The sequence below is a fragment of the Brevibacterium ravenspurgense genome, assembly GCF_001584615.1.
In the GTDB taxonomy this organism is placed as follows: domain Bacteria; phylum Actinomycetota; class Actinomycetes; order Actinomycetales; family Brevibacteriaceae; genus Brevibacterium; species Brevibacterium ravenspurgense.
On sequence record NZ_LQQC01000012.1, the window covers coordinates 215,917 to 229,936 of the forward strand.

Here is a 14,020-nt window from a genome sequence, read left to right on the forward strand (position 1 = left end):
GGTTTTTGATTCTAACCGCCATTGTCTGAAAAGAAGATCAGCGGCCGAGTTTGGCCCGGACCGTGGTTATGAGTGAGCGGAGTTCCGGAACGCGCAGGGCCCAGCAGATGCCGAAGTAGATGATCAGCATGATCATGCCGATGCCGGCCGCGGTGATGAACGCGGTTGCGCGGCTTGCCCAGAAGTCGCCCAGTCGGCTCAGCAGGAATGCGCCGATGACACCGGATAGGGCAGCTGCCACGGCGAATTTGAGGTGGGCGAACACGATCCGCTTGCCGCCGAGGTTGCCGATCTTCTTGTGCAGCAGGATGAACGACAGCAGCATTGCGATGGTGTAGCCGGTGCTCATTGACAGGCCGATGCCGGCAACGATCAGGTGGCGGGGCAGGAAGAGGGCGGAAAGGATCACGCCGATGGAGGTCAGCACCACTTGGGGCAGGTTGATCCAGAACGGGGTTTTGGCGTCTTCGTAGGCGTAGAACACCCGCTGCAGCAGGTAGTTGGCGCTGAAGGGGACCAGTCCGATGATCATGGCGATGATGACCAGGCTGAGCGCTCGGGCCTGTTCGAAGCCCGCCCCGCCGACGACCATGGCGGCAGGCCCGGCCAGTGCGATGAAGGCTGCGGTGAAGAACATGTTGACCAGGCCGACGAGGTTCACCCCGGTGCGGAAGCTGTCTTTCACGGCGGCGGTGTCGTCGGCTGCAGCGTATTTTGACAGCGGTGTGAAGAGTGCTGTTGCGAGTGATACCGCGACGAGTGAGTGCGGCAGCATGAAGATCAGGTAGGAGATTGTGTATGCGGCGTTTGAGGCGCTGACTTCGCCGCCTTGGGATGTGCCCAGCGCAGCCGCGCGGGAAATCACGAGGAAGCCCAGCTGGCCCACGACCAGCGCACCGAAGGTCCAGCCGGCAACACGCGCGGCTGTGCCGAGCCCGACGCCTCGGAAATTGAAGCGGGGTGTGTAGCGGAAGCCCATGCGTTTCAGCGGCCAGATCAGAACGAGGGCCTGGGAGACCACGCCGAGTGTTGCGGATCCGGCGAGTACGACGATCATGGGCCCGGTCCATTCGCCCACGGGGTGTTGGCCTTCGGAGCCGGGGCCGAACATCCAGATGAACACGATCAGTCCGGCGATGGCCACAACGTTGTTCAGAACCGGCGCCCACATGTAGGGCCCGAAGGACGAATTGGCGTTGAGCACTTGGCCGAGCATTGTGTACAGGCCGTAGAAGAACAGCTGAGGCAGGCACCAGAAGGCGAAGGCGACGGCCAGTGAGGTCTGTTCTGCCGACCACGTGGATGACGAGTACAGCCAGATGAGCACCGGGGCGGCCGCGGTGGCGATGATGGTGAGTCCGCCCAGCAGCAGGATCGACAGGGTCAGCAGTCTGTCGGTGTAGTCCTTGCCGCCGTCGGGCTGTTCTGCCGCGCGGACGATCTGCGGGACGAGGACGGCGTTGAGCACTCCGCCGGCCAGCAGCATGTAGAGGTTGTTGGGAATTTTGTTGGCAACGTCGAAGGCGTCAGCGGCACCGCCGATTGTGACGCCGATGGCCACGGTCAGCAGCATGGTTTTGGCCAGGCCGAGGATGCGGGAGACGAGGGTTCCGGCTCCCATGATCGCTGAGGATTTGGCGAATGACGCTGCTTTTGATGTGCTCACAAAACTCCTCAGGGGGACTAGTCGTTTTGGCTTTCTGCGCGCGCCATGGCCGCTTCGAGTTGGCTTTGGGGGATCTTGGGTCGGCCGCGGCGGACGGAGAAGTACAGGCCGACGACGAACACGATGGCCAGTCCGGTGCCGACGATGGCGGTGCCGATGTTCTCCCAGTCAGCGCGGACGCTCACGAGCATTTCTTCGTCGGTGGGGATTGTGGTGCCGTCAGCTGCGATGAGGTTGATGCGGCCGGGCACGTCGGCGTTGGCGATGCCTTTGACGGGGACGGTGAAGCGGGCGTGTTCGCCCGGGCCGATGGTCTGGGTGGGTGAGGTTTCGGCCTGCAGCTGTGCTGTTTGGGGGCGCAGGTTGACGGAGAGTTCGGCTTCGCGGGTCGAATTGTTGTGCACCGTGATCGGGATTGTGGTCGATTCCCCGGTGACCAGCAGGACGGTTGAACCCTGCTCGATGCCGATTCGCCCGCCGAAGCCTTCGGCAGCTTTGGTAGCGCTTTCGACGCATTCGTCAAGATCTGCGGGTTGATTCTGCCAGCCGACGGATGCGCAGGTCAGGAGCATGCGCGAATCGGCGGTGCGGGCTTCTGTGGGGTTGGCGAAAAGCGAATCGAAGACGCCGATGTCTGTGTACAGGCCGGGCAGGGGCGCCAGCGTAGGGGCCGGCAGGGTTGTCTTCTGCGCGGTGACGAAGGCCCCACGGTCGGATTCTTCGCTTTTCTCCAGCTGCGGCAGGCTGATGGGGTCAAGCCACGGGAGGTCTTCCGGCATGGCTGCCAGGTCTGCCCAGTCTGCTTCTGCTGTGTGGCGGGGCAGGCTCATGAGGATGGAGCGCTGGTCGAAGGGCCGTTCCGAGGTGATGGCTGCGGTCAGTGCGATGGTGCGGCTGATGTCTTCGGCTGTTCTGGGGGAGTGGGGGCGCTCGCTGGGCTGAGCCTCAGGATCGTCGACGCCGTCAGCTTCGCCGGGTGTGTCGTCGCCTGTCCGCGTTGCCTGGGTGATGCCGAGAGCTTCGTTGAGGTCGCGGTTGGTGACGAGCACCGGGATGTTGGATCCGACATCGTCAGCGGTGATGCGGGCCCGGGCGTTCGATGTGTACGAAGTTTCTGCTGGCAGCTGGTCTTCGCTCAGCAGCAGGGCGTCGTGCCCGGTCGAGTGGAAGGTGTCGAGGTGTTTGCTGTCGGCTCCCGCCGCTGCCGGCCAGGAGTAGCGCAGAATTCTGCCGTTGCCTTCGAGTTCGGGAACCGCTTCTGTGATCTGGCGAGAGGCGGCTTGTGCCGTTTCGGCCAGCTTGTCTTCGCCCACGGCGCGGATGCTGCGCAGGTCGGCGTCAGCGTAGGGCAGCGGGATGATGTCGTGTTTGGTGAGCTCTTCCCGGAATTCGTCCCAAAACCCTTCGAGTTCTTTGTAGCTGCCCGGTTTCGACTCGCTCTCTTCATCTGAGTCGGGCGCTTCTGTTTCCTCTGGGGCCTGTTGGGTTTCCAGAGTGCTGCTGATGCTGACCACCAGGCGCGGATCGAGGGCGATCGCGGCATCCGGGGCTTTTTTCATAGCGTCGAGCAGGTCGCGGAGTTCTCCGCCCGCGGCGGCTTTTTCGAGGTCTTGGGGGATGTACTTTCCGTCGAGGCCGAACCGGGTGATGGTCGCGGGGATGATCACCCCGAGCTTGGTGTGGTCGATTTTCGGGTTGGGGTACCACGTCGTGTAGGCCGTTGTCGGTTCCCCGAAGGGCCCGGCTTCTGTTGTGACGGCAACGCGGATGCCGCGCGCACCCCACGTGGACAGTGGCTTTTTGGCTGACAGGCCCAGCTTTGCGGCGGGAATGGTCACGCTGAAGCGGGCCGTGCTGTTGGCTTTGATGGTCCCCGGCAGGGGGGCTGCTGTGATGGCGTCATCGCCGTCTTCTGGTTTGAAGCTCGGGGCGATTGTCGTCAGCGTCCTGTGGGGATTGGCTCTGTCTGCCCACGCGTTGACGGAGTCGGTGGAGTTGAGAATCTGGGTGGACATACCCACCTGCAGCGTGGGCGTCTTCAGTTCCGCATCACCGCTGCGCACGTTCCCGCTGATGGACAGGGTGCCCTTGTCATCGAGCCACGGGGTGATCGAGGTGATCTCGACACCGGGCTTCTGGGCGGGGGCGCTGTCTTTTTCTTCTGCCGAGGCGGAGCTCTGCTCCTGTGCCGGCTGGGCGTGCGCTGGGGTGGGCAGGGGAGTGGTTCCCAGCAGGACTGTCAGTGCCGCGGCAGCTGCTGCGGCGATCGGGCGGATGATCTTCATGACGGGTATCGCAGGAGTCGGCTGGCGGCGAGCGCGATGCGGCGTTCGTTGGCGAATGACAGTCGTTCGCCAAGATCAGCGTAGGGGACCCACTCGGCTGCCACCGCCTCGTGATCGGGGTCGTTTTCGACAGTGAGTTCCCCGCCTACTGCGCGCAGCAGGAAGTGATGGACGACCTTGTGGATGCGGAACCCGGCTGCGGAGAACCAGTAGTCGACGCTGCCTAAGGGCGCGATGACTTTGCCTTCTATGCCGGTTTCTTCCGCGACTTCGCGGCGGGCGGCCTGGGCGGGTGTTTCGCCTGCTTCCAGGTGGCCCTTCGGCAGGCACCATTCGAGTCTGCCGGCGCGGTTGATGCGGGCGATGACCGCGACTTCGCGGCCGGGGGAGGAAAAATCGACCACGAGCCCGCCGGCGGAGGTTTCCTCCACAGCCTGCGAGCGAACCGGGAAGGGGCCCGGTTTGGGAAGCGGTCGAATCATGGGATCTACCCTACCGTTCGGGCCTCCGCGGCTTCTGTGAGCGCGCGGGTACCCTTGTACGGGACAAAAAAGGAGGTCTGCGTGGACGCAGCGACAGCGCACTTTCGACTGAGCGAGGCACTCGAGAAACTGGACGATGTGCTCGGTCCTCTGGGCCGGACCTTTGCCGATGCCGGTTTTGAACTGGCTTTGGTGGGCGGTTCTGTGCGCGATGCTCTGCTGGGTCGGGACATGCCGGACCTCGACTTCACGACGGACGCCAGGCCGGATGACATTGTGCGGCTGATCCGCGACTGGGCGGACACGTGGTGGGATATCGGCAAGAAGTTCGGGACCATCGGGTTGGTCAAGAAGGGCTTCCAGATTGAGATCACCACGTATCGGGCTGAAAGCTATGACTCTGAGTCCCGCAAACCCGTTGTGGCCTTCGGTGACAATCTCGATGACGATCTTGTGCGCCGTGATTTCACGATCGGCGCGATGGCGGTGCGCCTGCCCGGCCGAGTCTTCGTGGACCCGTTCGGCGGTCTGGAAGATCTCACAGCCGGCCGGATTCGCACACCCGGCAAAGCGGAGGACTCCTTCAGCGATGACCCGCTGCGCATGATGCGGGCGGCCCGCTTCACATCCCAGCTGGACTTCGAGGTCGCCGATGACGTCCGCGAGGCCATGACCGACATGGCCGGGCGAACGGACATCGTGTCGGCTGAACGGATTAAGGACGAACTGGTCAAACTCATCTGCGGAAAAGCACCGTGGAAGGGGATCGACCTGCTGGTGGTCACCGGTCTTGCGGATGTCTTCCTGCCAGAGGTTGCACGCCTGCGGGAAGAAAAGGACGAACACGGCCGGCACAAGGACGTCTACTGGCATTCGCTGACGGTGCTGCGCCAGGCCGTTGAACTTGAAGAGCGCTACGCCCGCAAACAGGCCGAAGCGGATGCCGCGGCAGCAGACGACGACGATGCCGATGAACCGCTGCCGGCTGATTCGCAGCTGAGAATCTCAGTCCCAGACTTCACGGTCCGCTTTGCCGCGCTCATGCACGACATCGGCAAACCCGACACCCGCCGTTTTGAACCCAACGGTGCGGTCACCTTCTACCACCACGATGTTGTCGGCGCGAAGCTCGTACGCAGGCGGATGCGTGCGCTCACCTTCGACAACGCCACGACCAAACGGGTGGCCCGCCTGGTCGAGCTGCACCTGCGCTTCTACGGATACGGCGATGCCGGGTGGACCGATTCGGCTGTGCGCCGCTACGTCACGGATGCCTGCGATCAGCTGACTCGGCTGCACATCCTGACCCGCAGCGATGTCACCACCCGCAACAAACGCAAGGCAGACCGTCTGGCGCGGGCCTATGACGACCTCGAGCGGCGCATCGAGAACCTGCAGAAGCAGGAAAAGCTCGACGCCATCCGGCCTGACCTCGACGGACAGCAGATCATGGAGATCCTCGGCATCACACCCGGGCCGGTTGTGGGCCGGGCGTACAAGCACATGCTGGAGCTGCGGATGGAGAACGGGCCGTCTGATTTCGAAACGGCCAAGGCCGCTCTGCTGACCTGGTGGGCAGAACAACCCGAGGCGGGCTAGTCTTAGATCTGGCAAAGAGGCCCAGATCACAGAAGGAGAATCGCACATGAGCGATGTCACCACCACCTTCCGCGAAGCCCGCGACACGCTTCTGCGGTACCGGACCGACCTCGAAGCAGCACGCCGTGAATTCACCTGGCCGCGCTTTGAAGAGTTCAACTTCGCACTGGACTGGTTCGATCAGGTAGCCGAAGGCAACGACAACCCGGCACTGTGGATCGTCGAAGAAGACGGTCAGGAGAACATCTACTCCTATGACACTCTGCGCCGCCGCTCCAACCAGGTGGCCAACTTCCTCCGCGAAGCCGGTGTTAAACGCGGCGACCACGTGATGGTCATGCTCAACAACCAGGTCGAACTGTGGGAAACCATGCTCGCCGGCATCAAACTCGGTGCTGTGCTGATGCCCACTACCGTCCAGCTGGGCCCCATCGACCTGCAGGACCGCGCCGATCGCGGCAAAGCCCAGTACGTCGTCGTCGAAGCACCCTCAGCCGCGAAGTTCGACGATGTTTCAGTCGACCTCAAGCGGATCGTCGTCGGCGGTGAACCCCAGCGCGAACAAGACCTTTCCTACGCAGACTCAGCCGGCGCCTCGGAAGACTTCCAAGCAGACGGCGTGACAAAAGCCGACGACCTCCTGCTGCTGTACTTCACCTCCGGCACCACGTCGAAGGCGAAGATGGTCGCCCACACCCACACGTCCTACCCCGTGGGACACCTGTCGACCATGTACTGGATCGGCATGGAGCCCGGCGACATCCACCTCAACATTTCGTCCCCCGGCTGGGCTAAGCACGCGTGGTCGAACCTGTTCACCCCGCTGATCGCAGAATCCTGCATCTTCATCTACAACTACGCTCGCTTCGACGCGGCGGCGCTCATGAAGACCATGGAGCGGGTGGGCGTTACCAGCTTCTGCGCTCCTCCGACCGTGTGGCGCATGCTCATCCACGCCGACCTCAGCCTGCTGCCCACCCCGCCGCAGAAGACCATGTCCGCCGGCGAACCGCTCAACCCGGAAGTCATTTCCCGTGTGCGCGCCGAATGGGGCACTGACATCCGCGACGGCTTCGGCCAGACCGAAACCACGCTCATGGTGGGCAATTCGCCCGGCCAGGAAATGGTTCCAGGCTCCATGGGCCGCCCGCTGCCCGGCTACGACATCGTGCTGCGCGACCCCGCCACCGGCGAACTCGGCGATGAAGGCGAAGTCTGCGCTGTTCTCGACCCGCGCCCGGTCGGCATCACCCAGGGCTACTGGGGGGATGAAGTCAAAACCGCCGAAGCCTTCTACGACGGTGTCTTCCACACCGGCGACGTCGCAGCGAAAGACGAAAACGGCTACATCACGTTCGTCGGCCGCGCCGACGACGTCTTCAAGGCAAGCGACTACCGCCTGTCGCCGTTTGAACTCGAATCCGCACTCATCGAACACGAAGCGGTCGCCGAAGCCGCCGTTGTCCCGTCCCCGGATCCCGTCCGCCTGGCAGTGCCCAAGGCGTACGTCGTTTTGGCACCGGGTTGGGAGCCCACCGCGGCCACGGCCGAATCGATTCTGAAGTTCTGCCGCGAAACGCTCGCACCCTACAAGCGCATCCGCCGCATTGAATTCACAGAACTGCCTAAGACTATTTCCGGCAAGATCCGCCGCGTGGAGTTGCGCACCCGCGAGCTCGAACTTCACCCCGAATTCGGAGAAGCCACCGTCACCGCCCAGGAATGGGCCGACACGGACTTCCCCGGACTCAAGGGCTGACAAGAAAACGGTCTGTACTGCAGCCAACCTGATCTGGGCTTAAGCGAAGGGCCGGTGCACCGTGCACCGGCTCTTCGCCGTGCCCAGCTCAGCGGCACCTCGCCCGGCCTGAGCGGCAGGCAGGCGGCGCCTCGTGATTGAGGTGCGTCACAGGAATCGAGCCAGCCGAATGAAATTCGGCACATTTGTAGGACTACTCCCAGTCAACTGTGGTTGACTGAAATGATCTGTCTTTTCGTATTGGGGGAAAACTGTGTCCACTGCTAAGCGAAAGGCAGCGGCAAAGAATTCCAGTGCCAGCCTCTTCCTCAACTACCCAAGGAAGAACAAGAAGGGCTGGACGCGATGGCTGCCGTCTGCCCGCCTGTGGGGCTTCGGCCTGCTCGGTGCGTTCCTGCTGGCAATTGCCGGCTTCACCATCGGCTATGCCCTCACGCCCATCCCCGAACCCAACGCCGAAGCTGCCGGCCAGACCTCGCACGTCTACTACAAGGGCGGCAAGGACGTCATCGGCACCTTCAAGGACCAAAACCGCGAGATCCTCAAACCCGAAGATATCTCGCCGAACATGGCCTACGCCGCACAGGCCGCAGAAGACAAAACCTTCTACGAAAACCGCGGCATTTCGATCAAGGGCATCTTTCGTGCAGCAGTCGGCATCATCACGAACGACTACGCCGGCGGTGGTTCCACAATCACCCAGCAGTACGTCAAGAACTACTACCTGACGAACGAATTCTCCCTGCAGCGCAAGGTTAAGGAGATGTTCATCGCCATCAAACTGGACCAGGAACTGTCCAAGGACCAGATCATGGCGAACTACCTCAACACCATCTACCTGGGCCGTCGCAGCTACGGCGTGCAGGTGGCCTCACAGTCCTATTTCCACAAGGACGCAAAAGACCTCACGGTTGAAGAAGCCGCAGCATTCGCAGCGATGATTCAGACGCCCGGCGCAAAAGATCCGGCGGAAGACCCCTCGCGCCTGCAGGAGCGCTTCGACTACGTCATCGACAACATGGTCGACCTGGGCTACCTGACGCAGGAACAAGCCGACAGGGTCGAACTTCCCGAGTTCCAAAAGCCCAAGTCTGACAATGAACGCAAGGGCCAGACCGGCTACCTCATGGATGCTGTGCGCCATGAACTGAAGACCGCCGGTGGGCTGACCGACGAACAGATTGACCGCGGTGGTCTGCAGATTCAGACGGGCATCGACAAGAAGATGATGAAGTCCGCGGTCAAGTCCGTGGAAAACCTGCCGGAACTCAAATCCGGCATGCACGTCGGACTGTCCTCGGTTGACCCCAAGACCGGCGAAGTCCGCGCGATCTACGGCGGCAAGGACTACTTCAAGCGGATGCACAACGCATCCACGCAGGACACCGCACAGGCAGGTTCGACCTTCAAGCCGTTCACCCTGGTGGCCGGTCTGGAAAACGGCTTTACGCTGAGCGACTCGTTCACCGGTTCGGCGCAGACGTTCCAGCGGCCAGGCGGCGGCACGTGGACCCCGAAAAACTACGGCGGCGCCAGCTACGGCCAAGTGACGCTGCTGAAGGCAACCCAGAGTTCGATCAACACCGCCTACGCGCAGCTCAACATCGACGTGGGCCCGGACAAGACAAAGGACGTCGCAGTGCGCGCCGGCCTGCCGGAGAACACGCAGGGTCTGGACTCCAACGCCTCGAACGTGCTCGGCACCGCAAGCCCCACCACCCTGCAGATGGCCGGAGCGTTTGCAACGTTCGCCGCTGAGGGTGTGCAGCGCACACCGCACTTCGTTGTCGAAGTGGTCAACCCCGAAGGCGAATCGCTGTACAAGCCCGACACGAAGGGCGAAAGGAAGTTCGACAAGAACGTCATGGCCGAAACCACCTATGCGCTCAGCCGCGTGGTGCAGGGCGGTTCGGGCAGCTACGCGTCGAACCTCGGCCGTCCGGTTGCCGGTAAGACCGGTACGTCGAACGAGTCGAAGTCGGCTTGGTTCGTCGGCTACACCCCGCAGCTGGCGACGGCGGTGTCGATCTTCCGCTATGACGACAAGGGCAAGCCCATCGAGATCGGCGCCTACGGCGGCCGTGGATCCATTACGGGTGGTTCGTACCCCACGATCGCGTGGACGAGCTACATGCAGGGCGCCATGAAGGGCATGGACGTCGAGAAGTTCCCCGAACGCGGCAAGCTTCCGGACGTTGAAAAGCCGAAGAACAAGTCCGGCGGTTCGCGCAGCGCACCGGTGCAGCGCAACTACGACCGTCCGCGCACTAAGCCGAAGGAAGAAAAGAAGGAACAGAAGAAGGAAGAAAAGCCGAAGGAAACGAAGGCTCCGGAAGTCGAGGATTCGAACGAAGACTCCAAGCCGGACGAGGGCGACAAGAAGGAGCCGCCGAAGGAGAACGACAAGCCGAAGGAACCGGAAAAGCCTAAGAAGCCGAAGGAACCGAAGCCGGACAAGCCGAAGAAGCTTGATTCGGATTCATCGGGCGGCAACTGATTCATGCGGTCACCGGCTGATATCGCAGCACCCCTGCTGGGCGGTCGAGGAAAGTTCCTCGGTGCACCCGGCAGGGGTTACCTGCGTTTTCAGGCGGCAGCGTCACTTGTCCTGCTGGGATGTGTGGGGCTTGCGGGCATTCTGCGGCAGGTGCCGTGCATTGCGGCAGGCTGGGAAATGCCGCACGCGTCGTACCGAATGTGCGCTTCGCCCATTGCCAATGGACTGCTGGGTGCCGGCTGGCCGGAAGCGCCCGGCCGTACGGGCTCTGCACTGATCAGCCCCGCCGCCGATTGGTTTGCTGCCGGTGCTGGCGCTGTTCTTTCGCCGGGTGAAAGCATGGCGATTCTGCTGGTGCTGAACTTCGCCGCGTTCCTGCTGGCGGGCATGGCCCTGTTGCGGCTGCTGGGGGACCGTTCGTGGTTTGCGGTGTTCGCGCTGTCGCCGGTGGTGTTCTTCTCGATCGGGCAGTCGCTCGATCCGGTGGGTCTTGCACTGGCCCTGTGGGCGTTGGTGCTGGCCGGGGAGGGCCCGGCTGCCGAGGTGCCGGGCGGGTCTGCGGGCAGGCCCCTGTCGACGTTGGTGCTGGTTGCGGTCATGTTTGCGGTGGCTGCTCTTATCAGCCCGCTGGCGGTCATTGTTCTGCTTGGTTGGGGCATTGCTGCGGTGGGGCGCGGATCCACTCAGTCAGTCCTGACCGTGGCGGGGCTGTTCATGGTCACCCTCGGTGCTTTGGTCGTCGTTGACGGCAGGATTGCCGGACGAGTCCACATGTGGCTGACCGACGGAATTGACCGCGGCTCACTGTTCTCGCTTGCCGCCTACCAGGCTGAAGGTTCGGCGCTCAACGTAGCCGCGCTCGTTGTGCTCTTTGCGGCCGTCGCAGTTGTCGCGGTTCTGCTTTTCCTGCGTGCTGGCGCAGCCGCCGGCGCCCTGCCGATAACAGCGGTGCTGTTGGTGGCCGCGTTGTTGACGGCACCTCGGGCGGGTGTTGGTGAGGCCCTGTGGCTGGTGCCGTTTGCCGCGGTAGCCGTGCACAGCCTCGTGCTGCACTTCCTTTGGATGCTGTCCGAGGCCGCGCTGTTCATCGCGGTCAACCTGGCAGACGCCGATGCGATTGACCCCGGCAAGGGGCTCGTGCCGGGATGGCTTTTTGTGTTCACGACTCTGCGTTGGATGGCGCTCGCCGGCCTGCTGGTGTGGGTGTTTGCCGCCGGAGCCCTGAAAAACGCCGATGGCGAGCCTGCCGGCACCACGCCGAGTGGCGCCGAAGTGCACTGAACGACTAAGATAGGATGGCTTGTGTCATGGCCTCGGTGTAGAACTGAGCTATGACGGAAGCACTGCACATACCCTCCTGCCATGGAAAGACCATGGCCGCTTCAGACCAAAGGAGGTGGGTTACACGTGCGTAAGTACGAGCTCATGCTCATTCTGGAACCGGAACTCGAAGAGCGTTCCGTGGACTCCACTGTTGAAAACCTGCTCAAGGTCGTTGCCGCTGACGGCGGAACGGTCGACAACGTGGACGTGTGGGGCCGCCGTCGCTTCGCCTACGAAATCAACAAGAAGACCGAAGGCTACTACGTAGTCGTCGACTTCACCGCGAAGCCGGAAACTTCACACGAACTCGACCGCCAGCTCGGCCTCAACGAGGCTGTTCTGCGCACCAAGATCCTTCGTCCCGAAGCTCAGTAATCACTTTCGAAAACAGTCAGCGCTCAGCTAAGGAGTCAGAATGGCCGGAGATCCAGTAATCACACTCGTCGGCAACCTCACCTCGGACCCTGAACTTCGGTTCACGCCCAACGGTGCTGCGGTTGCCAACTTCACGGTCGCTTCGACTCCCCGCATGTTCGATCGCAAGTCGGGCGAATTCCGCGACGGCGAAACCCTCTTCATGCGCTGCTCCCTGTGGCGCGATGCCGCTGAAAACGTGGCTGAATCACTCAGCCGCGGCACCCGCGTCATCGTTCAGGGGCGCCTGAAGTCGCGTTCCTTCGACACGAAGGAAGGCGAACGTCGCACCGTCATGGAACTCGACGTTGACGAAATCGGCCCCAGCCTGCGCTTTGCAAAAGCACAGGTTTCGAAGGTCGAACGCTCTGGTGGATTCCAGGGCGGCGGTCAGGGTTACGGCGGCGGTCAGCAGGGCGGCTACGGCGGCCAGCAGACCGGCGGCGGTTGGGGCCAGCAGGGCGGACAGCCCGGTGGCAACCAGGGTGGCGGTCAGCAGGGCGGCTTCGGCGGCCCGCAGAACGACCCCTGGGCTGCATCCGATCCCAACCAGAATCAGGGCGGTGGCGGCTGGGGAAGCCCCACTGAAAGCGAACCCCCGTTCTGATCCGCTGTGGGCCGTTACGGCCCAGCCTGCGCGCTTAGCTTTTAGCTATCGCCTATAGCTTTTGCGCCGACTGTTTCGACGCTTATTTTCAACAGGAGTAAAAATGGCAAAGCCGGAAATCCGGAAGCCGGTGAAGAAGAAGGCTAACCCGCTGGGTGCGGGTGAAACTTCCTACATCGACTACAAAGACACTGCAACTCTGCGTAAGTTCATCTCTGACCGCGGCAAGATCCGTGCTCGCCGCGTGACGGGTGTGACTGTGCAGGAACAGCGCAAGATCGCCAAGGCTGTTAAGAACGCCCGCGAAATGGCGCTGCTGCCCTACACGAGCTCAGCTCGCTGATCGGAGGGGTACTGAAATGGCAAACATCAAACTCATTCTGAATCAGGAAGTTGACCGCCTCGGTGCGGCTGGTGACGTTGTCACCGTTCGCGCTGGCTACGCTCGCAACCTTCTGCTGCCCCGCGGCTGGGCTCAGCTGTGGACCGCAGGTGCTGAAAAGCAGGTTGAAGCTCTGCGCAAGGCACGTCAGGCTCGTCAGATCGCTGACCGCGAAGAGGCAATCGCTCTCAAGGAAAAGCTTGAAGCGACCACCGCTCGCATCGAAATGAAGGCCGGCAAGGGCGGCCGTCTGTTCGGTGCTGTCACGACCACCGCTGTCGCTGACGCACTGAAGGAAGCCGTCGGTCACGAATTCGACCGCCGCCAGATCGCCCTTCCGAAGCACATCAAGGAGGCCGGTTCCTACACCGCGACCGTCCGCGTGCACGACGAAATCACCGCGAACGCCAAGTTCGACGTGATCGGCAAGGCCTGATTTTCAGGTAACTGGCTTAGGCGGGTTGGGGCGTTTGGCCTTAACGGCTTGCCCTAGCCCGCTGGCTTAAAGCACAAGCCGGGATCGACACCGTTGGGTGTTGGTCCCGGCTTTTGCGTTGTTTGGGTTGGTGGGTTGGGGCGCTGGGTGGTGTTGGTTGGCTGGATTTGCGTTGCGTGGGTGCGCCCGGCTGGTTGGGGTGGCGCTGCTGGGCTGGATTTGCGGTTTAATGGAGATTTGCGCGTTAAAGCGGTGCATTAGCGCGTGACTTTGCATTACTGCGTGAGTTTGGGCGTCTGGAGGGGCCGCGGCCATCATCTTCCCGCGTGCACCGTCGGCTATACGCCCACTACGCGGGCACCGTCGCAGCTTGGATTTGCGGTTTAATGCAGTTTTGCGCGTTAATGCGGTGCATTACTGCGTGAGTTTGCATTACCGCGTGAGTTTGGGTGTCTGGAGGGGCCGCGACCACCACCTTCCCGCGTGCATCGTCGGCCATACGCCCACCAATCGGAACCCGTCGCAGCTTGGATTTGCGGTTTAATGCAGTTTCACGCTTTAAAGCGGTGC

General features: G+C 62.4%; 11 protein-coding genes. 8 read left to right on the forward strand and 3 right to left on the reverse strand.

Annotated features, from left to right (window positions below; genetic code table 11):
* Positions 1-37 precede the first annotated feature (37 nt).
* The 3 genes from murJ to Bravens_RS09605 are packed head-to-tail and all read right to left on the reverse strand — an operon-like array spanning position 38 to position 4,433.
* On the reverse strand, positions 38-1,666 hold the full coding sequence (gene murJ, locus Bravens_RS09595) for a murein biosynthesis integral membrane protein MurJ (protein WP_082791125.1): 1,629 nt from the start codon (positions 1,664-1,666) through the stop codon (positions 38-40).
* A gap of 17 nt (positions 1,667-1,683) precedes the next feature.
* On the reverse strand, positions 1,684-3,951 hold the full coding sequence (locus Bravens_RS09600) for a DUF6049 family protein (RefSeq protein ID WP_062022853.1): 2,268 nt from the start codon (positions 3,949-3,951) through the stop codon (positions 1,684-1,686).
* Positions 3,948-4,433, reverse strand: coding sequence for an NUDIX hydrolase (locus tag Bravens_RS09605; RefSeq protein WP_019174230.1), 486 nt, complete (start codon positions 4,431-4,433; stop codon positions 3,948-3,950). Before Bravens_RS09605 ends, Bravens_RS09600 begins: the two co-directional genes overlap by 4 nt.
* Before the next feature lie 81 nt (positions 4,434-4,514).
* Between Bravens_RS09605 and Bravens_RS09610 the strand changes: the two genes are divergently transcribed.
* The 8 genes from Bravens_RS09610 to rplI all read left to right on the forward strand — a co-directional run bounded on the left by Bravens_RS09610 (position 4,515) and on the right by rplI (position 13,450).
* Complete coding sequence (locus Bravens_RS09610) at positions 4,515-6,032, forward strand: CCA tRNA nucleotidyltransferase (RefSeq protein ID WP_062022856.1); 1,518 nt, start codon at positions 4,515-4,517, stop codon at positions 6,030-6,032.
* A 46-nt stretch (positions 6,033-6,078) separates the two neighbouring features.
* The gene (locus Bravens_RS09615) at positions 6,079-7,791 is read left to right on the forward strand and encodes an AMP-binding protein (protein WP_062022858.1); all 1,713 of its coding nucleotides are present in this window, start codon (positions 6,079-6,081) and stop codon (positions 7,789-7,791) included.
* Positions 7,792-8,044: 253 nt separating this feature from the next.
* A complete protein-coding gene (locus Bravens_RS09620) occupies positions 8,045-10,288 on the forward strand; it encodes a transglycosylase domain-containing protein (RefSeq protein ID WP_062022860.1) in 2,244 nt (747 codons plus the stop codon).
* A gap of 3 nt (positions 10,289-10,291) precedes the next feature.
* Positions 10,292-11,569, forward strand: coding sequence for a hypothetical protein (locus Bravens_RS09625; protein WP_062022864.1), 1,278 nt, complete (start codon positions 10,292-10,294; stop codon positions 11,567-11,569).
* A 126-nt stretch (positions 11,570-11,695) separates the two neighbouring features.
* Positions 11,696-11,986 (forward strand): 30S ribosomal protein S6, encoded by a 291-nt coding sequence (rpsF, locus tag Bravens_RS09630; RefSeq protein WP_019174235.1) that lies wholly within the window; start codon positions 11,696-11,698, stop codon positions 11,984-11,986.
* A gap of 40 nt (positions 11,987-12,026) precedes the next feature.
* Positions 12,027-12,632, forward strand: coding sequence for a single-stranded DNA-binding protein (locus Bravens_RS09635; RefSeq protein WP_062022867.1), 606 nt, complete (start codon positions 12,027-12,029; stop codon positions 12,630-12,632).
* A gap of 103 nt (positions 12,633-12,735) precedes the next feature.
* Positions 12,736-12,975 (forward strand): 30S ribosomal protein S18, encoded by a 240-nt coding sequence (gene rpsR, locus Bravens_RS09640; protein ID WP_019174237.1) that lies wholly within the window; start codon positions 12,736-12,738, stop codon positions 12,973-12,975.
* 16 nt (positions 12,976-12,991) lie between these two features.
* The gene (gene rplI, locus Bravens_RS09645; RefSeq protein WP_062022870.1) at positions 12,992-13,450 is read left to right on the forward strand and encodes a 50S ribosomal protein L9; all 459 of its coding nucleotides are present in this window, start codon (positions 12,992-12,994) and stop codon (positions 13,448-13,450) included.
* Positions 13,451-14,020: the final 570 nt, after the last annotated feature.

Excerpts from the sequence above, each read along its gene's own strand:
- Bravens_RS09615 (WP_062022858.1), top strand. The coding sequence starts at position 6,079 with ATGAGCGATGTCACCACCACCTTCCGCGAAGCCCGCGACACGCTTCTG.
- Bravens_RS09605 (WP_019174230.1), bottom strand. The coding sequence starts at position 4,433 with ATGATTCGACCGCTTCCCAAACCGGGCCCCTTCCCGGTTCGCTCGCAG.
- Bravens_RS09600 (WP_062022853.1), bottom strand. The coding sequence starts at position 3,951 with ATGAAGATCATCCGCCCGATCGCCGCAGCAGCTGCCGCGGCACTGACA.
- rplI (WP_062022870.1), top strand. The coding sequence starts at position 12,992 with ATGGCAAACATCAAACTCATTCTGAATCAGGAAGTTGACCGCCTCGGT.
- Bravens_RS09635 (WP_062022867.1), top strand. The coding sequence starts at position 12,027 with ATGGCCGGAGATCCAGTAATCACACTCGTCGGCAACCTCACCTCGGAC.
- Bravens_RS09625 (WP_062022864.1), top strand. The coding sequence starts at position 10,292 with ATGCGGTCACCGGCTGATATCGCAGCACCCCTGCTGGGCGGTCGAGGA.
- rpsR (WP_019174237.1), top strand. The coding sequence starts at position 12,736 with ATGGCAAAGCCGGAAATCCGGAAGCCGGTGAAGAAGAAGGCTAACCCG.